A 21,213-nucleotide genomic window follows, 5' to 3' on the forward strand; every position below is an offset into this window, starting at 1 on the left:
CTTCAACGACATCCGCACCACCCTGCAGGCGCTCATCGCCATCTACGACAACTGCAACAGCCTGCACACCAACGCCTATGACGAGGCGGTGACCACCCCCACCGAGGAGTCGGTCCGCCGGGCCCTGGCCATCCAGCTGATCATCAACCGGGAATGGGGCCTGGCGATGAACGAGAACCCCTTGCAGGGCTCGTTCATCATCGATGAACTCACCGACCTGGTCGAGGCCGCCGTGCTCGCCGAGTTCGAGCGGATCAGCGAGCGCGGCGGTGTGCTCGGCGCCATGGAGACCGGCTACCAGCGCGGCCGGATCCAGGACGAGTCGATGCTGTACGAGCAGCGCAAACACGACGGCACCCTGCCGATCATCGGAGTCAACACGTTCCGCAATCCGCATGCGGACACCGCCGAGCCCGGCACCATCGAGCTGGCGCGCGCCACCGAGAAGGAGAAGGAGTCCCAGCTGGAGCGCGTGGGCGACTTCCAGGCCCGCCACCGCGACCAGGCCCACGCCGCCCTGGTGGCCCTCAAGGACGCGGCGGTGAGCGGCCGCAACGTCTTCGCCGTCCTCATGGACGCCGCCCGGGTCTGCTCGCTCCAGCAGATCACCGAGGCGTTCTTCGAGGTCGGCGGCCAGTACCGGCGCAACGTCTGACCACGGTCACGGTGGAGGTTCAGGCCTCCTCGCCGTCCACGAGGGCGAGCAGCGGCCCCTGCTCGCTCTCGGGGACGTAGCCGGCGTAGTAGTCGAGGAGTTTGCGCCGCGAGATGCGCGCCGCCGCCGCGCCGTCCCGTGCCCGGATCGCCTCCAGCACCTCCTGGTGGTGCTGGAGCGATTCGCGCATGAGCGCCTTGCGGTTGTCCGCATGGGCGACCTTGTCCGAGATCAGCGAGAGGACGGCGCCCCGGACCACCTGGTTGCAGACCTCGATGAGGGAGTTGCGGCTGGCCACGGCCACCGCCTCATGGAACGCGACGTCCGCCTTGCTGAACTCGTCGTACCCCCTCTCGATCGCGTCCGACATGACGGCGATCGTCCGCTCCATGGCGGACAGCTCCTCCTCGGACCGCAGCCGGGCCGCCAGCATGCTCGCCGAGCCGTCGAGGATCATGCGGAACGAGATCAACTCGGCCATCGACACATTGTCGAACTGGACGAGCCGGGTCATCTCCTTGGTCAGGCCCGCCGAGGAGAACGGCAGGATCTCCGGGCCGTTCGGGTCACCCGGGCGCGAGCGGATCAGGCCGTTGCTCTCCAGTACGCGCAGAGCCTCGCGTACGGTGGGCCGGCTCGCCCCGAACTGCGTCACCAGCTCTCGTTCGCTCGGCAGGCGCTGACCGGGCTTGAGGTCCCCGCGCGTGATCGCCTGCTCGATCTGCTCGACGATCCGCTGGTAGAGCCGTACCGGCGCGACCTGCTGGAACTGTGCCCCGTCACTCACGGCGTCTCCCCTTCGAGCGTTGTCGTGTTTTCCCCGGTAGGCGCCTTCTCGCCGGTGGGCGCCCCGGGGGCGCTGTCCGGCCAGTGCGGGACCGCCTCGGCAGGCCGGTTCCGTTCGTACCACGCCGCCGCCCGCAGGACACCGAGATCGTCGAAGCGGCGGCCCGCGAGCTGCACGCCGATGGGCCGACCGTCCGCCGTCAGACCGCAGTTGACGGTCGCCGCGGGCTGGCCGGACATGTTGTACGGCGCGGTGAAGCCGATGTGGGCCATGGTCTTCGCGTCTTCCAGGAACGGCATCGGCTGCTCGGCGGGGAACGCCGCCACCGGCGCCACCGGCGAAAGCACCAGATCGTACGGGAGCGTCGCCGCCACGGTCCGCTCCTGGATGCGCATGATCTGCTGGTAGCACTGGAGCACCCGGGTGCCCGGCACATCCGCGCCCCCCTGGACCCAGCGGATGATGCTGGGGTGGACGCGCAGCTTGGCGTCTGCCGGCAGTGCGCGGAAGTCGTTCCAGGAGCGCACCCGCCAGAACAGATCCAGATCGTCGAGGAGGTCCTGGCCCATGAACGGTTCCACCGGCTCCACGACGGCTCCCGCCGCCTCGAAGAGCGCGGCGGCGCGGTTCACCGCGTCACGGATCTCGGTGTCGCAGGGCTCCCCGCAGCCGGCGTCCAGATGCACCCCCACCCGCAGTCCGCGCACCTCGCCGGCCGGCGCCGACCAGTCGATGTCCTGCGGCGGCAGACTCGACCAGTCCCGGGGATCCGGCCGGCTCAGGACACTCATGAACAGGGCCGCGTCCGCCACGGTGCGCGCCATGGGGCCGGCGGCGCGCCCCAGGTACGGAGCGTCCAGCGGGATCCTCCCGTAGCTGGGCTTGAGCGTGGCGAGCCCCAGCCAGGTGCCCGGCAGCCGGATCGACCCCCCGATGTCGGTGCCGACGTGGAGCGGACCGTAGCCCCCGGCGGCCGCGGCCCCCGCGCCGGAGCTGGAACCGCCCGTGGTCCAGGCGGGGTTCCAGGGGCTGCGGGTGATGCCGTGCCGGCTGGAGACTCCCGAGGAGAGCATGCCCCAGTCCGGCATCACGGTCGACCCGAGGACCACCCCACCGGATTCGACGACCCGGGCGGTGATGGGCGCGTCCGTCTCGGGGACGACCGGCTCGGTCCCCGCGTTGCCCGAGGGCATGGGGACGCCTCTGCGGGCGACGTTCTCCTTCAGCGTCACGGGCACGCCGTCGATGGGCCCGAGCGGTTCACCCGCCGCCCAGCGCGCCTCGCTGGCCAGGGCCGCTTTGCGGGAGTCGTCCGGATCCCGCACCCAGAACGCGTTGAGCACACTCTCGCGCGCCTCGATCACCGCCTGGACGGCGTCGTGGACCTCCACGGGCGACAGCGTGCGGTCGGCGAATCCGGCCACCATCTCGACGGCCGGCATGGCGGCCAGGCCCTGTTCGGTGAGCACTTGCACTCTCCCTATCCCCCAGCTGCCGCTGGGCGGTGCCCCCTCGCGATACCCGTCGCATACGAACCCTTGACAAGTACAGCCTCAGTCGTCACGGTACCTGGCAAGTGAGCTTACTGGTCAGGCCAGTGAGAGGGGAAGGTGGCGTTGATGACGAGGGAGACCAAGGTCGTGCGGCTCGCCGTCATACCGGGTGACGGAATCGGCCCCGAGGTCGTCGCGGCAACGGTGCCCGTGCTCCGGGCCGCGCTGGAGGCCGACGGCCACCGGCTCGACGTGACCTCGTTCGACTGGGGAGGCGAGCGGTTCCTCCGGCAGGGCGCGGCGATGCCGGCCGATGCGGCCGACCTCGTCAAGCAGACGGACGCCGTGCTGTTCGGCGCCGTCGGACGCCCCGATGTGCCCGATCACGAACTGGTCTGGGGCCTGATCATCGGCCTGCGGCAGCAGCTCGACCTCGCGGTGAACATCCGCCCGGTGCGCGCGTTCCCCGGCGTCCCCACCAAGGTGCGCGACACCGATGGCGTGGACCTGGTGATCGTCCGCGAGAACACCGAGGGCGAGTATGTCGGCGCCGGCGGGGTGGCGCACGCCGGCAGCGGACACGATCTCGGCATCGAGATCGCAGTGCACTCCCGTCGCGTCATCGAGCGGGCGGCGCACCATGCCTTCGCCCTGGCCGGCCGGCGGTCGGGGCGGCTGTGTCTGGTGACCAAGTCCAACGCGATGCGCTACGGCTATCCGCTGTGGGACCGGGTGGTGCGCGAGGTCGGCGAGCAGTACCCGGCGGTCCGGCTGGAAACCGTGTTGGTCGACGCCATGGCCGCCCGTATGATCCAGGCTCCGCGCTCCCTCGACGTCCTGCTCACCAGCAACCTGTTCGGCGACATCCTGTCCGACCTCGCCGCGGTGCTCGCCGGTGGTATGGGCATGGCGCCCAGCGCCAACGTCCTTCCGGGCGCCGATGTGCCGGGTGTCTACGAACCCGTCCACGGCTCCGCACCCGACATCGCCGGGAAGGGCGTGGCGAATCCGGTGGCATGCATGCTCTCCGGGGCGCTGCTGCTCGACGACCTGGGACACACCGGCGCGGCTCGCCGCATCCGTGACGCGGTGGCGGGCACCTTGCGAGATGCCCGGCACCGCACGGCCGACCTCGGCGGAAACGCCACCACAGCGGATGTGTCATCCGCCGTCCTGCACACCATGGAAAGCCAGGGGTAGCACCTATGAGAGACAACAAGCAGCTGACGCGACACACCGGGGTGGTCGCGGCCACGCTCGCATCCCTACTGCTGGCAGCCTGCTCGGCAGGGTCCACGACGGACGGAGGCGGCGGCAGGTCCGGGAAGACCGACGACGCCCTGAAGATCGGCCTCAACGCCGAGCCGGCCAACCTCGACATCACCAAGACCGCGGGTGCCGCCATTCCTCAGGCGCTGCTCTACAACGTCTACGAGAACCTGGTGAAGGTGGACCAGTCGGGGAAGATCCAGCCCCAACTGGCCAAGTCGTGGAGCCTGTCCAAGGACCGTAAGACGTACACGTTCCAGTTGGTGAAGGACGCCAAGTTCAGCAGTGGCGCACCGTTCACCGCCGAGGACGCGAAGTTCTCCATCGAACGCGTCAAGTCCGACTGGACGATCGCGCAGAAGGCCCAGATGGACGTCGTCGACACGGTGCAGGCGGTGTCACCGACCGAACTCAAGGTCACCCTGAAGGAGCCGAGCAACGACTGGCTGTACCGGATGACCACCCGCGTCGGCGTGATGTTCAGCCGGACCGGCGTGAGCAAGCTGGCCACCGCGCCGGTGGGCACCGGCCCGTACGAGGTCAAGAAGTGGACCCGCGGCGACTCGATCACACTGGCCCGCCGTGATGGCTACTGGGGGAGCGAACCGCATTTCGCGTCGGTCACCCTCAAGTACTTCAAGGACCCGACGGCCATGAACAACGCGCTGCTCACGGGCACCATCAACGTGATCGGCACGATGCAGACCCCGGATTCCCTGGACCGGTTCGCGAACAACTCGACGTACAAGGTCATCGAGGGCACGACCAACGGCGAGGTGCTCCTCTCCTTCAACAACGGCTCGGGCCCGCTGAAGAATCTGAAGGCCCGCCAGGCAGTCCGTTACGCCATCGACCACAAGGCCCTGCTGGACACCTGCTGGGCGGGGCGCGGCAAGCTCATCGGCAGCATGGTCCCGCCGACCGACCCGTGGTACCAGGACCTCTCGAACCAGTATCCGTACGACCGCGACAAGGCGAAGAAGCTCCTCAAGGAGTCCGGTGAGGCCGGCAGTACGCTGCGGCTGCGGATTCCGACGCTGCCCTATGCCACCGCGTGCGGCACCGTGGTCAAGAGCCAGCTCGAACAGGCCGGGTTCAAGGTCAAGCTCGATCAGCTGGAGTTCCCCGCCGCCTGGCTGAGCACCGTGTTCAAGAACGGTGACTACGACATGTCCATCATCAGTCACCTGGAACCCCGCGATATGCAGACGGTGTTCGGGGACAAGAGCTACTACACCCACTACGACAACCCCGAATTCCGCGCGTTGCTGAAGAAGGCGGACCGGGGCACCCAGAAGGAGCAGATCACCGCCATGCGGGCGGCCGCCCGGCTGCTGTCCAAGGACGCCGCGGCCGACTGGCTGTTCCTGCTGCCGAACCTGATGGTGGCGGACAAGGACATCACCGGCCTGCCCGTGGACAACGTCTCCGAGTCGCTGGATCTCACCGGCCTGGGCCGGTCGTGAAAGGGCAGGTCGTGAAAGGCGGACTCAACCGATGATCGTCCGTCTGGCGCAGCGGATCGGGATCCTCCTGGCCAGCCTTGTCGTGAGCTCCGTATTGGTGTTCGCGTTCATGGCGGTGCTGCCAGGGGACCCGGCCCGCGTCGCCCTCGGTGTCAGCGCGTCGGACTCGGCGGTGGCGCAACTGCGCGAGCAGTTCGGGCTCGACCGGCCGCTCGTGGTCCAGTACTTCAGCTGGGTCAAGGGACTGGTGACCTTCGACCCGGGCAACTCCTATATCTCACAGACGGCGATCGGCCCGCAGATCGCCGACCGCCTCCAGGTCACCATGTGGCTCGTCGGCGCCGGGATGACGCTCGCCTGCATCCTGGCGATCCCCATGGGCACGCTCATGGCGGTGCGGCACCGCAAGCCGTCCGGGCTCATTCTCTCGGCCCTGTCCCAGGTCGGCGTGGCCGTCCCGGCCTTCCTCGCGGGCATCCTCCTGGTCACCGTGTTCGCGGTGGGGCTCGGGTGGCTGCCGGCGAACGGCTGGACACCCCCGGCGCAGGATCCGGTCATGTTCCTCAAGCAACTGGTGCTGCCCGCGCTGTCCCTCGGACTGGTGCAGGGGGCCATGCTCACCCGCTATGTCCGCAGCGCCGTGCTCGATGTCCTCCGGGAGGACTATCTGCGCACCGCCCGTGCCAAGGGACTCCGCCCGACGCGGGCGCTGCTGCGGCACGGCCTGCGGAACGCGGCGGTGCCCGTGGTCACCGTCCTGGCGTTGCATCTCGCCACGCTGCTGGTGGGCGCCGTCGTCATTGAACGGGTCTTCGTCATCCCCGGGCTCGGGAGCCTGCTGCTGGACAGCGTCTCCAACCGGGACCTCATCATGGTGCAGGACGTGGTCATGATCATCGCAATGGCGGTGCTGCTGGTGAACTTCCTGGTGGACATCATGTATCTGGTGATCGACCCGCGGCTCAGGGGGGCGGGTGCGTCATGAGCGCTCCGGACACCAAGTCCGCTCCGGACATCAAGGCTGCCGCGTCCGCTGTGCCCGACGTCCGCCGTCGGCGCCGCCCGGTGACGGGCAGCCTGCTGGTGGGCGGTCTCATCGTCGCGGTCGTGTTCGGCATGGCGCTGCTGTCCTTCGTATGGACGCCGCACGACCCGACCCTGGTGAACGCCTCGGCGCGGCTGGAGAAGCCGTCGCTGGAGTACTGGTTCGGCACGGACAAATTCGGCCGTGATGTGTTCAGCCAGATCCTGGTGGGCTCGCGCACCACGCTGTTCGTCGGCTTTGTGGCGGTGGGGGTCGCCGCCCTGGTCGGGGTGCCCCTCGGCATCGCCGCCGGAATGGCGCCCCGCTGGCTCGGCGAGCTGCTGATGCGCGCCAACGACCTGCTGCTCGCCTTCCCGGCGCTCCTGCTGGCCATCATGTTCGCCGCCGTGTACGGCGCCAGCACGCTGGTCGCGATGGTCGCCATCGGCATCGCGTCCATCCCCAATTTCGCCCGGCTGATCCGCGGCGGCACGCTGCAGGTCATGAAGACCGAGTACGTCACCGCCGCGCGTGCGGCGGGCCGCGGCCCGTTCGCGATCGCCGTGCGGCATGTTCTGCCCAATGTCAGCAGTCTCGTCATCGTGCAGGCGTCGGTCGGCTTCGCCATCGCCGTACTCGCCGAGGCCGCACTGTCCTTCCTGGGCTTCGGCACCCCGCCCCCCACCCCGTCCTGGGGCCGGATGCTGCAGGAGAGCCAGGAGATGCTGTCGTCCGCCCCCCGGCTCGCCGTGTTCCCGGGCATCGCGATCGCGGTGGCGGTGCTCGGATTCAACCTGCTCGGTGACGGCCTGCGCGACCGTTTCGACCCCAAGCTGGAGGACCGCCGATGACCAAGGATGTATTGGCCGTGCGGAACCTCGACGTAATGGTGGGCGGCCGCAAGCTCGTCGAAGATGTCGACTTCACCATCCGGGCCGGCGAGCGGGTCGGCCTGATCGGCGAGTCGGGGTCGGGCAAGTCGCTGACCGCGCTGAGCGTCATGGGCCTGCTCCCCGAAGGGCTCCGGGCCACGGGTTCGGTGCGGCTCGCCGGAGTCGACCACGACCTGGTCGGTGCCGACGAGGCGCGGATGTCCCGGGTGCGGGGCAAGGAGATCGCCATGGTCTTCCAGGAGCCCATGACCGCTCTGAACCCCACGATGCGGGTCGGGCGGCAGATCGCCGAGGTGCTGCTGATCCACCGGACCAGGCCCGACCGGGCCTCCGCGCGAGCCGCCGCCGTGGAACTGCTGGCCCAGGTGGGGCTCCCCGACCCCGCCGCCGCCGCGCAGGCCTACCCGCACCAGTTCTCCGGAGGCCAGCGGCAGCGGGTGGTGCTGGCCATCGCCCTCGCGAACGACCCCGCGCTCCTGGTCTGCGACGAACCCACCACCGCGCTCGATGTCACGGTGCAGGCGCGGGTGCTCGACCTGATCGTGCGAGGTGTCCAGGACCGCAGGTCGGCCATGCTGTTCATCACCCACGACCTGGCCGTGGTGGCCACCGCCTGCGAGCGGGTCATGGTCATGTACGGCGGGCGGCTGGTCGAGTCCGGACCGGTCCAGGAGGTGTTCACCCGCCCTCGGCACCGCTACACCCAGGGCCTGATCGGCGCATCGGATCTGACCGTGGTCGACGACCGCGGCCGGCTGGCCACGATCCCCGGATCGGTGCCGCCGGCGGGCCAGTTCCCCGCCGGATGTGTCTTCAGAAACAGATGCGCCCATGCGACCGAGGTGTGCGCCACCAGGCCGGAATGGGTCCCGACCGGGCCGGACTCCGGCTACGCCTGCTTCCACCCGGCATCCGAGAGCCCGGCAACTGCGGCTACGAGTCCGGCAGCCGAAAGTGGCGCACAGGTGAAGGGCACACCGATGAACCAGGAGGCCGGCCGTGGCTGAGCAGCCGACCGCCATCAGCGTCCGCGACATCACACGCGTCTACCACCGCCCTCGTACCTCGCTGCGCCACCCCAGCCCGCCGGTGCACGCCCTGCGCGGTGTCAGCTTCACCGTCCCCCAGGGGCAGCGGTTCGGCATCGTGGGGGAGTCGGGGTGCGGCAAGTCGACCCTGCTGCGGATTCTGGCCGGGCTCGACCGCCCCACCAGCGGTAGCGTCGCGATCGACGGCCGCGACATCACCGGGCTCAGGGAAAGACAGCTCGGGTTCGTCCGCGAACGGCTGCAACTCGTGTTCCAGGACCCGATGAGTTCGCTGGACCCGCGGATGCGTGTCGGTGACATCGTGGCCGAGCCGCTGGTCGCACAGGGGCACCCGAACCGCCGGGAGCGGGTGGCCGAGTTGCTCGAGGCCGTCGGCCTGCGGGCCGACGCGGCGGACCGGTATCCGCACCAGTTCTCCGGCGGCCAGCGGCAGCGCATCTCGATCGCGCGCGCCCTCGCCCCCCGCCCGAAGATCATCGTGGCCGACGAGCCGGTGAGCGCCCTGGATGTGTCCGTACGGGCCCAAGTGCTCAACCTCATCGCCGACCTCGTCGAGGAGCTGTCCCTCACGCTGGTCTTCGTCTCCCACGATCTGTCCGTGGTCCGCCATGTGTGCGACCGGGTCGCGGTCATGAACGGCGGACAGATCGTGGAGACCGGGCCCACGGAGCAGGTGTACGAGGATCCGCAGCATTCCTACACACGCAGGCTGATCGCCGCCGTACCGACTCTGGGCAAGGCACTGTCCGGAGTGTCGGCGGCCGACCTCAACCGGGAGTACTGACCGTGACTACCCACGTCGAACCCGCCGGTGGCGAAAGCGACCAGGTGTTGGAGTTCCACCAGTTCCCGACGGGGTTGCCCATCGGCGACCACTGGGTGGCGGCACCCGCCGCGGAGGATGTCCGCTTCCCCTACGACGGGACGCTCGTCGCACGGGCCCCGGTCGGGGACACCGACCTCGCGCGCCGCGCGGTGGACGCGGCCGTCGCGGTCCGCGAACAGGTCGGCCGGCTCCCCTCGCACACCCGCAGGGCGGCGTTGCTCGGCACGCACGGGGCGATCACCTCCAGGCGCGCGGACTTCGAACGGCTCCTGGTCCTGGAGACCGGCAAACCGCTGGTCGACTGCCGTGTCGAGGTGGACCGCACCCTGCTGACCCTGCTGACGGCGGCCGAGGAAGTGGCCCGGCTGCACGGCGAGACGGTGCCGCTGGACCTGCTGCCGACGGGGGAGGGGCTGCTCGGCTTCTGGACCCGTAAGCCGATCGGCGTGGTGGTGGGCATCGCGGGCTTCAACTACCCGCTGCTGCTCGCCGCGCACAAGGTCGCGCCGTCGCTGGCCGCCGGCTGCCCGGTCGTCGTCAAGCCCGCCCCGCAGACGCCGCTGGCCACCCTGTGGCTGGTGCACCTCCTCCGCGAGGCCCTGCGCGCCGCCGGTGCGCCGCAGGCCGCGGTGCAACTGGTGACCGGTGGCCCCGAGGTGGGCGTGGCGCTGACCACCGACCGCCGGATCGGGGCGGTGTCCTTCACCGGCTCCGCCGCCGTGGGCCACCGGATAGCCCGGGACGCGGCCCCCACCAAGGTGCTGCTCGAACTCGGCTCCAACGCCGCCCTGGTGGTCGCCGCCGACGCCGACCTCGACGCCGCCGCCGACGCGGTGGTGCGCGGCGGGTACTACGCGTCGGGCCAGGCGTGCATCAGCGTGCAGCGGGTCATCGTGGTGGACGCCGTGCGCGAGGAGTTCCTCGCCCGCCTGGCGGAGCGGGTGGCCCAGGTGGTCGTGGGCGATCCCCGCGATCCGGACACGAGGGTTTCGGCACTCATCGACCAGCGGTCGACCGAGCGGGTCCGCGTATGGCTGGACGAAGCGGTGGCGGCGGGGGCGTCGCTGGTGGCCGGGGGCAAGGTCATCGACGGGGTGATCGAGCCCACCGTGCTGCTCGACGTGGACCGCGCCCTCCCGGTCTGGGGTGAGGAAGTCTTCGGCCCCGTGGTCGCGGTACGGTCCGTCCCCGATCTGGAGACTGCCTTCGACCTGGTCAACGACTCGCGCTACGGACTGCACGCGAGCGTCTACACCAGCGCCCTCGACACCGCGTTCGCCGCTCTCGACCGCCTGGAGGTGGGCGGAGTGGTGGTCAACGAGGTGCCCGGTTTCCGTTCCGACGTCATGCCGTACGGCGGCGTGAAGGACTCCGGGGCCGGACGGGAGGGCCCGAGGTTCGCCATCGAAGAGCTCACCGTCACCCGTATGGCAGTGATCCGCCCGACGACAGCACCGACGACAGTTCCGACGACACAGAAGCCGTGAGGACCATGCAAGCTAAGGACCGCACCGATGCGGTGGACGCCTACTCCCGCCTGTTCAGGCTCGACGGCCGCAAGGCCGTCGTGGTGGGCGCGGGCAGCGGGATCGGCCGCGAGAGCGCCCTGGCGCTGGCCGCGCACGGCGCCTCGGTGGTGTGCGCCGACCGTGATCTGACGGCGGCCACGGCGTCGGCGTCGATGGGGCCGGGCCTTGTCCCGTACGCCCTCGATGTGCTCGACGGCGAGGCGGTGGCGCGCGCCGCCGAGGAGCTCGGCCCCGTCGACGTGCTTGTTTTCACCGCCGCGACGAACGTGCGCAAGCGCCTGCTCGATTACACGGCGGAGGAATTCGAGCGGGTCGTGGCGCTCAATCTGCGCGCGTCCTTCGACCTGGTGCGCGCGTTCGGCCGTGGCATGGCCGAACGCGGCAGGGGAAGCATCATCGGCTTCAGCTCGATCCGCGCGGTGGCCGTCGAGCCGGGGCAGGGGGTGTACGCGGCCACGAAGGCGGGCCTGGTCCAGCTGGTACGGACCGCGGCGGCCGAACTGGGCCCGTCTGGCGTACGGGTGAACACCATCGCCCCGGGCATCGTGGACACCCCGCTGACCACGCAGATCAAGGCCGTGCCTGAGTGGTCGGAGGCCTACGCGACCAAGAGCGCCCTGGGCCGCTGGTCCCGGCCCGACGAGCTGGCCGGCGCCGTCGTCTACCTGGCGTCGGACGCGTCGTCCTTCGTCACGGGGAGCCAGCTCTTCGTGGACGGAGGCTGGACGGCGATCGACGGCCGCTTCACACCGCCCACCTGACCGGCTGACCAACTGGGAGCGACGCGGGCCCCGAAGGGCTCCGCGTCGCTCCCAGTCGTATGGCGGCGGGGGTCAGTCGATCCGCTCGAAGGGCTCCGTGTCCTCCTCGTCCGGAGCGACCGTGAACACCACCTTCTCGAACCCTCCGGTGAACGCGAATTCGCCCTCGTAGCTGGAAGAAGAGGGCGACAGGGTGTCCCGGCCGATGTCGAGGCCCTGCCAGCCCAGGAAGTGCGGGAGCACCCGCGGAATGGGCTCGGAGCCGACCGGCCTTCCCGACACATACAGATGTCCGGTGCCCCGCATATCACCGGTCTTGACGAATTCGAAGGTCAGCTCCGCCGGGCCGAGCGGGAGTTCTTCCGTGGAGGTCACCGTGTACCGGGTGCCGAGGAAGTTGTACTCGTAGATCAGCCGGTTGTCCTTGACGTACAGGACGTATCCGCTGCTGATATTGCCCAGGGACACCAGGACACCCTCGTCCGACGCGGCGGCCCGGTCGACGAACGCGGTGATGCGGTGTCCGCGGTTCATCACCGGTGGGACCGCGGCGATGGGCAGATGGGCCATACCGGGGTAGTAGGTGAAGGTGGTGCGCATCCGCGGGGAGCCGGGGCGCGGAATCTTCGCCCGGTAGGCGAACCCTTGGTCGTCCAGGGGCAGCACATCGTACTTTCCCGCCTCCACCCAGAAGCGGGAAATCATCTTCTGCAGCTGCTCGGGCCGCTGCTGCGCCAGGTCGTCGCACTCCGAGAAGTCGGTGTCGTGATGGTAGAGCTCCCACTGGTCCGCGTCGAAGGACGTACCGCGCTGGTGGAAGGAGACGGCCTTCCAGCCGTCGTGCCAGATCGCGCGGTGTCCGAACATCTCGAAGTACTGGGCTTCTTTGCGTGTCGGTGCGGTCGGCGAGCCGAAGGTGTAGGCCATGCTCACACCGTGGATCGGCAGTTGCGGAATGCCGTTGTAGACCGAGGGGGACTGCACACCCAGCAGTTCGAAAAGGGTCGGGACGATGTCCGTGACATGGTGGAACTGCTGCCTGATCTCTCCGGTGCGCGGAAGTCCCCGCGGCCACCGCACAATGAGCGGGCAGCGGACGCCGCCTTCGTGGGTGTTCTGCTTGTAGCGCTTGAACGGCGTGTTTCCTGCCTGTGCCCAGCCCCAGGGGTAGTTGGCATGGGCGCGGGTGGTGCCGATGTCATCGATCCGCGCGACCATCTCCTCCAGGTCCTCGGCGATGCCGTTCTGGAACGCGGTGGGGTTGAGCGAACCCTTCTGCCCGCCTTCCTGACTGGCCCCGTTGTCCGAGAGCAGGATGGTGATGGTGTTCTCCAACCGGCCTATCCGCTCCAGGAACTCCATCACCCGGCCGATCTGGTGGTCGGTGTGGTCGAGCATCGCCGCGTAGGCCTCCTGGAGGCGTACGGACAGCTTCTTCTCGTCGTCCGACAGCTCGTCGAAGGGAACGACCCCTGGGTTGCGCGGCGCCAGTTCGGTGCCGGGCGGCAGGATGCCCCGCTCGATCTGGCGGGCGTGGCGGGTGGCGCGCTCGGCGTCCCAGCCGTGGTCGAACCGGCCCCGGTACTTCTCCAGGTACTCCTGGGGAGCCTGGTGCGGGGCGTGTGCCGCGCCGAACGCCATGTACATGAAGAAGGGCTTGTCCGGGGTGACCGACGTCTGGTCCGTAATGAACTGGATCGCCCGGTCGGCCAGGTCCTCGCTGAGGTGATAGCCCTCTTCCGGGCTCTTCGGCGGGTCCACGGCGTGGTTGTCGTAGAACAGCTCCGGATAGAAGCTGTCCGTCTCGGCTTCCAGGAATCCGTAGTAGCGCTCGAACCCGCGGGACAGCGGCCACTGGGTGTACGGCCCGGAGGCGGTGGTCTGCTCCATCGGCGCCAGATGCCACTTGCCCACGGCCATGGTGTTGAAGCCGCTGTCGCGCAGCACCTCGGGCAGGGTCGCGGCGGCCTTGGTGATCCGTCCGCGGCCGCTGGGGAAGCCGGTGTCGAAGTTGGACAGCATGCGCATGCCGACGGAGTGGTGGTTGCGGCCGGTCAGCAGGGAGGCGCGGGTGGGCGAACACAGTGTGGTGGTGTGGAAGTTCGCGTAGCGAAGGCCGTCGGTGGCGAGGGCGTCCATGGCCGGGGTGTCGATGTCCGAGCCGAAACAGCCCAGGTCGGAGAAGCCGACATCGTCGAGCACGATGACCACGACATTCGGCGTGTCCTCGGGGAGCGTCTGTGGCTCCGGCCACCAGGGAGTCGACTCCTCGTAGGTGGTGCCGATCTTGCCTTGGAAAGTGCCGCTCTCGGACGGCGGATGCGGGGAGGCGATGGTCATCCAGGACGCTCCTTTGACCAAGAGAGGCTCAGGTTAACTGGTCTTACCAGTAGTCTGGGCAGTAAGTTTCGCCCGCCCCTGTTGCGGTGTCAACCATCGCCACCCCAGCCGGCCCGCTGCGGCGGCGGTTCGGCTACCGACCCGTCCGGCGCAGATCAGCCGCGCAACGGAACCCCATGTGGCCGGTGCTGCTGTCCGGTGTGTTGGAGGTGCGCGCGGCGACGCGGTAGCGGTTGCAGTACGACGCATGGCACAGATACGAGCCGCCGCGGATCACCTTTGCCTCCCCGGCAGGAGGCCCGGCCGGGTTCTGGCGGGTCTCCGGGCGGTCGGCCGCATGCCATGTGGTGCTCCACCAGTCGGAGCACCATTCCCACACATTGCCCGAGGTGTTGTACAGGCCGAAGTTGTTGGGCCGGTAGGTCTTGACCGGCGCGGTGCCCAGATACCCGTCCTCACCCGTGTTGACCTGCGGGAATCGCCCCTGCCAGATATTGCAGCGGTGCTGCCCGCGGGGCAGCAGTTCGTCCCCCCAGGGGAAGCGGGAGCGCTCCAGACCGCCACGCGCCGCCCGCTCCCACTCCGCCTCCGTGGGCAGGCGCTTGCCCGCCCAGGCCGCATACGCGGACGCGTCGCGCCAGGAGACATGGACGACGGGGTGGTTCGACAGCTCGGTCCATGACGACCCCGGCCCGTACGGGGCCTGCCAGCACGCCCCCTCCACCGCGAGCCACCAGGGCGCCTGCGCCACCTTGTCGCGCACCAGGTGCCGGGCCTCGGGGTGGACGAGCGCGTAGAACACGTAGGACCAGCCGTAGCGCTCGGCGTCGGTCCGATAGCCGCTGGCGCGCACGAAGGCGGCGAACTGCCTGTTGGTGACGGCCGTGGCGTCGATGAGCAACGGCGACAGCCGCACCGCCCGGACCGGGCCCTCACCGTCCTCGGGAAACGCGTCGGCGTCATCGCCCCCCATCGAAAACGTCCCTCCGGGGATGCGCAGCATGGCGCGCAGCCCCTGCGCCCGGTCCCGCTCCGGGGCCTGGAGCCGAACGGCGGAGGGCTCGGGCATCTCCCGGTCGTCCCGGTCGCCCCCTGAGGCGGGGGCGCAACACGCACCTGACATCGCTCCTCCGACCGTGGCCGCTGTTCCTGGTCCGACTGATCACATATACACCGCTGAGTCCCTGCGGCCTCAGGGCACGGGTGCTCCACGCTGCCAGGAGGCGATGACGATCAGTGTCTTCGTCTGCAGCACACCGACCCCCTTACGACGCAGACGATTGACCACTTTCTGCAGCTCATCGACGTTGTCCACATGCAACCTGACCAGGGCGTCCACATCGCCGGTGAGCGTCAGCACCTCGTCGACCTCGGGCAGGGTCGACGCGAACTCCACGATGTCATGGATGTCCGTGTCGCCCGTGAAACGCAGCTCGGTGACCGCCTGAAGGCCCTGACCGAGCCTGGCCTGATCCGTGGTGATCGTGTAGCCGGTGATGACCCCCGACTCCTCGAGGCGTGTGATGCGCCGGCGGACCGGCGCCGGCGAAAGCTTCACCAGACGTGCGATATCGCGCACGGTGCGCCGCCCGTCGGCTCGCAGCAACTCCAGGATCTGCAGATCGACCGAGTCGAGATGTACGGGTGCCGACATGCCCCAAGTGTAAGCAGCACTTACCGCAACGCTCACTTTCGCCCCGGACGGACTGCTCGGGAGGAGCGTGCTTCGCATCGCTGTGCGCACTTTCGTTGTGGACGCCATCGCGCCCTTGCCACGGTGTCCCTCATGTCAGCCGCGACACAATCAGCAACCCGCGCTGCCCCCTCCGAAGCCGTGAATCCAGGCCCGCACCCCGGTGGTGCCGTGCTGCAACTCGATGTCGTCGCCGCGCCCTTGGCGGTCGCCCGGGTCGCATCGATCTTGGCGCACCGCCAGTTCGACGTGATCACCATGGACGTCGCCGCGCCCGTCGACGGGCTGCGGAGGATCACCATCGAGGTGGACACGGCAGACGAGATCAAGTTGCAGCAGCTCGTCAAGTTCCTGAACCGGTCACCCGAGGTCGTCAAGGTCGTCCGTCTCTCCGACGACAGGTCGCACCACCGGCGTGGGGCATTTGTGACGGTCGCCTTTCCCGAAGGCCGACTCCCCGAAGCCCTCGCCATCGCGCGGGCGTTCTCCGCCGAGATCGTGGAAGCCGAACGGACGCGCTGCACCGTCTTCGCCGCGGCGGAGCCCGCCCGTGTCGACGCCCTCGTCAAAGCGCTCTCCGGCTTCACCATCCGGGAGCTCGTGACGGCGCCGCCGCTGCGGATCTCGTGCCCGCCCCGGAAGCGATACACCGCCGTGGACCGCGCGCGGACCTGGGGGCCGTCATGAGTACGAACCGGAACCGCATGGCCCCGGCCGATGACGTCCTGCAGTTGGTCGATCCCGCCGGGACGCTGAACGAACAGGCGGCCGCGGGCATCCTCGACGTCACCGATGACCTGGTACGTACGCTGTACCGCGACATGGTGCTCGGGCGCCGCTTCGACCAGGAGGCGTACTCCCTGCAACGCCAGGGCGAGCTCGGGCTCTGGCTGATGTCCCTCGGGCAGGAGGCGGCACAAGCCGGGTCGATCCGCGCCCTCCGGACGGACGACCGCGTCTTCCCGTCCTACCGCGAACACGTGGCAGCCCTGTGCCGCGGAATCTCACCGGCGGAGCTGCTTTCACAGTGGCGTGGCGCGAGCCATGGCTCATGGGACCCCGAGCGCTACCACTTCCACATGTACAGCCTCGTGCTGGCGACGCAGACACTGCACGCGGTCGGCTATGCGATGGGCGTACGGTACGACGCCACCGACAGCGTCGTGTTCACCTACTTCGGTGACGGCGCGTCCAGCCAGGGGGACGCCAACGAGGCGCTGAACTGGGCCGCGGTGACATCGGCACCCATCGTGTTCTTCTGCCAGAACAACGGATGGGCGATCTCGACACCCGCGAGCAAGCAGTACGCCGGCCCGCTGAGGGAACGCGCGCGGGGATTCGGGCTCGACGCGGTGTCCGTGGACGGCAACGACGTACTGGCCGTCCACGCCGCCACGCAGCGTATGGCCGAGCGGGTCCGCGGTGGTGGGGCGCCCGGGTTCATCGAGGCGCACACGTATCGCATGTCCGGACACAGCACATCCGACGACCCCAAGCGCTATCGCGACAGCGCCGAACTCGCCCGGTGGCAGGCCCACGACCCCGTGGAGCGCGTACGCCTGCTGCTCACCGCCCGCGGCTGGGCCGACGAGGACTACTTCGCCACGGTCGCCTCCGAAGCAGAAGAGCTTGCGCTGCGGACGCGCCAGGCGTGCCGGGCGCTTCCGGAGCCGTCTCTGAGCGACACCTTCCGCAACACCCTGTGTGAGGAGACCGAGGCCCTGCGACGCGAACGCGAAGGCTTCGAGACGTATCGGGAGTCCTTCCTGTGACCACCACCGCCGTGAGCACTGCCGCGACCACCGCCACGCTCGGACGTGCACTGAACGAGGGCCTGCGCCAGGCCATGCGCGACGACGAGCGGGTGATTCTGCTCGGTGAGGACATCGCGTCCCTGGGCGGGGTGTTCCGGGTGACCGACGGCCTCGCCGACGAGTTCGGCGACCGCGTCATGGACACCCCGCTGGCCGAATCGGGAATCATCGGGACGGCGATCGGCCTGGCCCTGCGGGGGTACCGACCGGTGTGCGAGATCCAGTTCGACGGGTTCGTCTACCCCGCCTTCGACCAGATCGTCAGCCAACTGGCGAAGATGCGCGCCCGGTCGGGCGGGCTGCTGCGGCTTCCCGTCACCATCCGGATCCCGGTGGGCGGCGGGATCGGCGCGGTCGAGCACCACAGCGAGTCGAACGAGGCGTACTTCTGCCACACGGCCGGACTGCGCGTCGTGGCCTGCGCCCATCCCCAGGACGCGTACGACATGCTCCGCGCCGCGATCGCCTGCGACGACCCCGTCATCTTCTACGAGCCGAAGCGCCGGTACTGGGACCGGGCCGAGCTCGACCTCGGCCGCCCCGTGGACGGCGACACGCTGGGGCGCGCCCGGGTCCTGCGCGAGGGCACCGACGTCACCGTGGTCGCGTACGGGCCCACGGTCGCCGTCGCACTCAACTCGGCCGAGATCGCCGCCGCCGAAGGCCGTTCGCTGGAAGTCCTGGACCTCCGCTCGCTGTCGCCCCTGGACACCACCGCACTGACCCGCTCGGCAGCGAAGACGGGACGCGTCGTGGTCGTACACGAGGCGCCCGTCAACGTCGGCCTGGGCGCTGAAATCGCCGCGACGGTCATGGAGCACTGCTTCTACGACCTCGAGGCCCCCGTGGCACGGGTCGGTGGCTACAACGTCCCCTATCCGCCGGCCCGGGCCGAAGACGACTACCTGCCCGATCTCGATCGAGTTCTCGACGCCGTCGACCGGGTGTGCGCCCCCTGAACCGTCCGGCGAATCTCATCTGGAGGACACGATGCCCGTAACCAAGCACTTCCACCTGCCCGATGTCGGCGAGGGCCTGACCGAGGCCGAAATCCTCGAGTGGCGCGTGGGACCCGGCGACCCGGTCGGCGTCAACGACATCATCGTGGAGATCGAGACGGCGAAGGCAGCGGTGGAGCTGCCCAGCCCGTACGCAGGGACCGTCACCGAAGTCCTCCGCGCCGCGGGCGAGGCGGTGGCCGTCGGCGCGCCGATCATCGCGTTCGAGGTCGAGGAGCCCTCCGCCCCCGCCCGCGAGCCCGTCCTGGTCGGCTACGGGCCGGCACACGCGCGGACAGCGCGCCGCCCGCGCAAGAGAGAGCCCGGGCCGCCGGCCGCCACATCCGCCGTACCCGCTGCATCCGCCACCCGCACATCCCTGGCCACCCCGCCGGTGCGCAAGCTCGCCCGCGACCTCGGAGTCGACCTGAGCCTCGCCACCGCCACCGGCCCGTCGGGGCGCATCACCCGCGAGGATGTGCACCGCCTCGCCGAGCAGCGGGAAACCGCCCCGAACACCCCCGATGCCCCCCGCGGCGACGTGGTGCGCACGCCGATCCGCGGCGTGCGCAAGCACACCGCGGAAGCCATGGTCACCAGCGCCTTCACCGCTCCGCACGTCACGGAATGGGTCACCGTCGATATGACGCGGTCCCTCAAGCTGCTGGCGAGGGCGCGCGCCGACAAGGCGTTCGGGGATGTGCGCCTGACACCGCTGTGTCTGGTCATCAAGGCCGCGCTGACCGCCATCGCGCGGCATCCCGAGATCAACGCGAAATGGGATGCCGCGGCCGGTGAGATCGTCCAGTACGCCGACGTCAATCTCGGCATCGCCGCGGCGACGCCCAGGGGGCTCATCGTCCCCAACATCGCCGCGGCCCAGCGGCTCTCCCTGCGGGAGATCGCCGTGGCGCTCACCGATCTGATCGATCAGGCCCGCGCCGGCAGGACGCCACCCGAGCGGATGAGGAACGGGACGTTCACGATCACCAACATCGGTGTATTCGGCATCGACGGCGGAACACCGATCCTCAACCCCGGCGAAGCCGCGATCCTCTGCTTCGGCCAGGTGCGGCGAACGCCATGGGAACACAAGGGACGCATACGGCTGCGCGACACCACGACCCTCACCATGTCGTTCGACCACCGCCTCGTCGACGGCGAGCTCGGCTCGCAAGTCCTGCGCGACATCGCCCGGTTCCTCGAGCGGCCGGACCTGATGGTGCTGCACCGCTGATGTTTCAGTCCTGGGCCACCAGCGTGTCGACCCGGCTCAGCACCTGGTCGATGATGTGCAGCCCCTCGCGGGCCTCGGATTCGGTGATGGTGCACGGCGGTACGAGATGGATGCGGTTCGAGTTGGTGAACGGCAGCAGCCCGAGCTCCTTCGAAGCGCGGACGGCCTCGGTCATCACCGGGCTGCTGCCGCCGGTCGGTGCGACAGGCCGGCGGGTGTGCCGGTCGGTGACGAGCTCGATGGCCCAGAAGACACCGCGTCCGCGGACTTCGCCGACGCTGGGGTGCTGTGCGGCGAGCCGGACGAGTTCGGGGCCGAACACGTCGGTGCCGATGCGGCGGGCGTTGTCGATGATGCCGTCGCGTTCCATGACGGTGATCGCGGCGACGGCCGCCGCACACGCCAGCGGGTGCCCGGAGTAGGTGAGCCCGCCGGGGTAGGGGCGGTGTGCGAAGTGCTCGGCGATCCGGTCCGAGATGACGACACCGCCCAGCGGGACGTACCCGGAGTTGACCCCCTTGGCGAAGGTCAGCAGGTCGGGGACCACGCCTTCGTCGTCGCACACGAACCATGCGCCGGTGCGGCCGAAGCCGGTCATCACCTCGTCGACGATGAACACGATGCCGTACTGGTCGCACAGCGCCCTGACGCCCGCGAGATAGCCCGGCGGCGGCAGCATGATGCCGGCCGTCCCGGGGATGGCCTCCAGCAGGATCGCGGCGATGGTCTGCGGCCCCTCGAGTTCGATGACCTGCTCGAGGTGTGCGAGCGCCCGTCGGCACTCCTCCTCTTCGGTCGTCGCGTCGAAGTGGCTGCGGTAGAGGTACGGGCCGAAGAAGTGGACCACGCCGGAGGTCCCTTCGTCGTTGGGCCAGCGGCGCGGGTCCCCGGTCAGATTGATCGCGGTCTGCGTTCCGCCGTGGTACGAGCGGTAGCGGCTCAGTACCTTGGGCCGGCCGGTGGTCAGCCGGGCCATGCGCACGGCGTGTTCGTTGGCGTCGGCGCCGCCGTTGGTGAAGAACACCCGGTTCAGATCGCCGGGGGCGCGTTCGCAGATCAGCCGGGCCGCCTCGGAGCGCTGGTCGTTGGCGTGCTGCGGGGCGACGGTGGCCAGGGTGCGGGCCTGGTCGGCGATCGCTTCCACGACGTAGGGGTGCTGGTGGCCGATGTTGGTGTTCACCAGCTGGGAGGAGAAGTCGAGCAGCCGGTTGCCTTCGCCGTCCCAGATGTAGGAGCCCTCGGCGCGGGTGATGACCATGGGGGTGAGTTCGGCCTGGGCGGACCAGGAGTGGAAGACATGGCGGCGGTCGAGCTCGTAGGTCCGGGCGACGGCCTGCGCGCCCCGCTCGGGGTGGACGAGAGTCATGACGGGTGGCTCC

General features: G+C 69.5%; 19 protein-coding genes. 13 read left to right on the forward strand and 6 right to left on the reverse strand.

The window, feature by feature from the left end:
• On the forward strand, window positions 1-655 hold a 655-nt coding region (locus tag ACWDSL_RS35445; RefSeq protein ID WP_450492055.1), incomplete at its 5' end, for a methylmalonyl-CoA mutase family protein.
• Window positions 656-674: 19 nt separating this feature from the next.
• On the opposite strand, the gene ACWDSL_RS35450 is transcribed toward ACWDSL_RS35445, so the two are convergent.
• Window positions 675-1,442 carry a FadR/GntR family transcriptional regulator gene (locus ACWDSL_RS35450; RefSeq protein ID WP_450492056.1) on the reverse strand — a complete coding sequence of 256 codons (768 nt, stop codon included), beginning with the start codon at window positions 1,440-1,442 and terminating at the stop codon, window positions 675-677.
• Window positions 1,439-2,911, reverse strand: a complete 1,473-nt coding sequence (locus tag ACWDSL_RS35455; RefSeq protein WP_450492057.1) for an amidase — start codon at window positions 2,909-2,911, stop codon at window positions 1,439-1,441. Before ACWDSL_RS35455 ends, ACWDSL_RS35450 begins: the two co-directional genes overlap by 4 nt.
• 150 nt (window positions 2,912-3,061) lie before the next feature.
• Between ACWDSL_RS35455 and ACWDSL_RS35460 the strand changes: the two genes are divergently transcribed.
• Genes ACWDSL_RS35460 through ACWDSL_RS35495 form a run of 8 tightly spaced genes read left to right on the forward strand, consistent with a single transcriptional unit; the run spans window position 3,062 to window position 11,752 of the window.
• Window positions 3,062-4,135, forward strand: a complete 1,074-nt coding sequence (locus ACWDSL_RS35460) for an isocitrate/isopropylmalate dehydrogenase family protein (RefSeq protein ID WP_450492058.1) — start codon at window positions 3,062-3,064, stop codon at window positions 4,133-4,135.
• 5 nt (window positions 4,136-4,140) lie between these two features.
• Window positions 4,141-5,670, forward strand: coding sequence for an ABC transporter substrate-binding protein (locus ACWDSL_RS35465; RefSeq protein WP_450492059.1), 1,530 nt, complete (start codon window positions 4,141-4,143; stop codon window positions 5,668-5,670).
• A gap of 31 nt (window positions 5,671-5,701) precedes the next feature.
• Window positions 5,702-6,655: an ABC transporter permease gene (locus tag ACWDSL_RS35470; protein WP_450492060.1), complete on the forward strand. Its 954-nt coding sequence runs from the start codon at window positions 5,702-5,704 to the stop codon at window positions 6,653-6,655.
• On the forward strand, window positions 6,652-7,545 hold the full coding sequence (locus ACWDSL_RS35475) for an ABC transporter permease (RefSeq protein WP_450492061.1): 894 nt from the start codon (window positions 6,652-6,654) through the stop codon (window positions 7,543-7,545). The genes ACWDSL_RS35470 and ACWDSL_RS35475 overlap by 4 nt, the downstream gene beginning before the upstream one ends.
• Window positions 7,542-8,594, forward strand: coding sequence for an ABC transporter ATP-binding protein (locus tag ACWDSL_RS35480; protein WP_450492062.1), 1,053 nt, complete (start codon window positions 7,542-7,544; stop codon window positions 8,592-8,594). Before ACWDSL_RS35475 ends, ACWDSL_RS35480 begins: the two co-directional genes overlap by 4 nt.
• A complete protein-coding gene (locus ACWDSL_RS35485) occupies window positions 8,587-9,420 on the forward strand; it encodes an ATP-binding cassette domain-containing protein (RefSeq protein ID WP_398527649.1) in 834 nt (277 codons plus the stop codon). The genes ACWDSL_RS35480 and ACWDSL_RS35485 overlap by 8 nt, the downstream gene beginning before the upstream one ends.
• Window positions 9,421-9,422: 2 nt before the next feature.
• Window positions 9,423-10,949, forward strand: a complete 1,527-nt coding sequence (locus ACWDSL_RS35490) for an aldehyde dehydrogenase family protein (protein WP_450492063.1) — start codon at window positions 9,423-9,425, stop codon at window positions 10,947-10,949.
• 5 nt (window positions 10,950-10,954) lie between these two features.
• Window positions 10,955-11,752 (forward strand): SDR family NAD(P)-dependent oxidoreductase, encoded by a 798-nt coding sequence (locus tag ACWDSL_RS35495; RefSeq protein WP_398527651.1) that lies wholly within the window; start codon window positions 10,955-10,957, stop codon window positions 11,750-11,752.
• A 72-nt stretch (window positions 11,753-11,824) separates the two neighbouring features.
• Here ACWDSL_RS35495 and ACWDSL_RS35500 read toward each other — a convergent pair whose 3' ends face one another.
• The 3 genes from ACWDSL_RS35500 to ACWDSL_RS35510 all read right to left on the reverse strand — a co-directional run bounded on the left by ACWDSL_RS35500 (window position 11,825) and on the right by ACWDSL_RS35510 (window position 15,746).
• Window positions 11,825-14,092, reverse strand: coding sequence for an arylsulfatase (locus ACWDSL_RS35500; RefSeq protein ID WP_450492064.1), 2,268 nt, complete (start codon window positions 14,090-14,092; stop codon window positions 11,825-11,827).
• 133 nt (window positions 14,093-14,225) lie between these two features.
• A complete protein-coding gene (locus ACWDSL_RS35505; protein WP_450492065.1) occupies window positions 14,226-15,215 on the reverse strand; it encodes a formylglycine-generating enzyme family protein in 990 nt (329 codons plus the stop codon).
• A gap of 69 nt (window positions 15,216-15,284) precedes the next feature.
• Complete coding sequence (locus ACWDSL_RS35510) at window positions 15,285-15,746, reverse strand: Lrp/AsnC family transcriptional regulator (protein ID WP_014173195.1); 462 nt, start codon at window positions 15,744-15,746, stop codon at window positions 15,285-15,287.
• Between the two features lie 210 nt (window positions 15,747-15,956).
• Here ACWDSL_RS35510 and ilvN point away from each other — a divergent pair, with 210 nt between their 5' ends.
• The 4 genes from ilvN to ACWDSL_RS35530 are packed head-to-tail and all read left to right on the forward strand — an operon-like array spanning window position 15,957 to window position 19,834.
• Entirely contained in the window at window positions 15,957-16,472 is a 516-nt protein-coding gene (gene ilvN / locus ACWDSL_RS35515) for an acetolactate synthase small subunit (protein ID WP_450492066.1), read from the forward strand.
• Window positions 16,469-17,557 carry a thiamine pyrophosphate-dependent enzyme gene (locus ACWDSL_RS35520; RefSeq protein ID WP_450492067.1) on the forward strand — a complete coding sequence of 363 codons (1,089 nt, stop codon included), beginning with the start codon at window positions 16,469-16,471 and terminating at the stop codon, window positions 17,555-17,557. Before ilvN ends, ACWDSL_RS35520 begins: the two co-directional genes overlap by 4 nt.
• Window positions 17,554-18,558, forward strand: coding sequence for an alpha-ketoacid dehydrogenase subunit beta (locus tag ACWDSL_RS35525; protein ID WP_450492068.1), 1,005 nt, complete (start codon window positions 17,554-17,556; stop codon window positions 18,556-18,558). Before ACWDSL_RS35520 ends, ACWDSL_RS35525 begins: the two co-directional genes overlap by 4 nt.
• Before the next feature lie 31 nt (window positions 18,559-18,589).
• Window positions 18,590-19,834, forward strand: coding sequence for a dihydrolipoamide acetyltransferase family protein (locus ACWDSL_RS35530; protein ID WP_450492069.1), 1,245 nt, complete (start codon window positions 18,590-18,592; stop codon window positions 19,832-19,834).
• 4 nt (window positions 19,835-19,838) lie between these two features.
• Here ACWDSL_RS35530 and ACWDSL_RS35535 read toward each other — a convergent pair whose 3' ends face one another.
• Complete coding sequence (locus tag ACWDSL_RS35535; RefSeq protein WP_450492070.1) at window positions 19,839-21,200, reverse strand: aminotransferase class III-fold pyridoxal phosphate-dependent enzyme; 1,362 nt, start codon at window positions 21,198-21,200, stop codon at window positions 19,839-19,841.
• Window positions 21,201-21,213 lie beyond the last annotated feature (13 nt).

Source organism: Streptomyces sp. NPDC000941 (assembly GCF_053599555.1).

What these genes read in the sequence shown, in the direction of transcription:
- ACWDSL_RS35460 (WP_450492058.1), top strand. Translation starts at nt 3,062, where the DNA reads ATGACGAGGGAGACCAAGGTCGTGCGGCTCGCCGTCATACCGGGTGAC.
- ACWDSL_RS35465 (WP_450492059.1), top strand. Translation starts at nt 4,141, where the DNA reads ATGAGAGACAACAAGCAGCTGACGCGACACACCGGGGTGGTCGCGGCC.
- ACWDSL_RS35470 (WP_450492060.1), top strand. Translation starts at nt 5,702, where the DNA reads ATGATCGTCCGTCTGGCGCAGCGGATCGGGATCCTCCTGGCCAGCCTT.
- ACWDSL_RS35475 (WP_450492061.1), top strand. Translation starts at nt 6,652, where the DNA reads ATGAGCGCTCCGGACACCAAGTCCGCTCCGGACATCAAGGCTGCCGCG.
- ACWDSL_RS35480 (WP_450492062.1), top strand. Translation starts at nt 7,542, where the DNA reads ATGACCAAGGATGTATTGGCCGTGCGGAACCTCGACGTAATGGTGGGC.
- ACWDSL_RS35495 (WP_398527651.1), top strand. Translation starts at nt 10,955, where the DNA reads ATGCAAGCTAAGGACCGCACCGATGCGGTGGACGCCTACTCCCGCCTG.
- ACWDSL_RS35500 (WP_450492064.1), bottom strand. Translation starts at nt 14,092, where the DNA reads ATGACCATCGCCTCCCCGCATCCGCCGTCCGAGAGCGGCACTTTCCAA.
- ACWDSL_RS35505 (WP_450492065.1), bottom strand. Translation starts at nt 15,215, where the DNA reads ATGTCAGGTGCGTGTTGCGCCCCCGCCTCAGGGGGCGACCGGGACGAC.
- ACWDSL_RS35510 (WP_014173195.1), bottom strand. Translation starts at nt 15,746, where the DNA reads ATGTCGGCACCCGTACATCTCGACTCGGTCGATCTGCAGATCCTGGAG.
- ACWDSL_RS35520 (WP_450492067.1), top strand. Translation starts at nt 16,469, where the DNA reads ATGAGTACGAACCGGAACCGCATGGCCCCGGCCGATGACGTCCTGCAG.
- ACWDSL_RS35530 (WP_450492069.1), top strand. Translation starts at nt 18,590, where the DNA reads ATGCCCGTAACCAAGCACTTCCACCTGCCCGATGTCGGCGAGGGCCTG.
- ACWDSL_RS35535 (WP_450492070.1), bottom strand. Translation starts at nt 21,200, where the DNA reads ATGACTCTCGTCCACCCCGAGCGGGGCGCGCAGGCCGTCGCCCGGACC.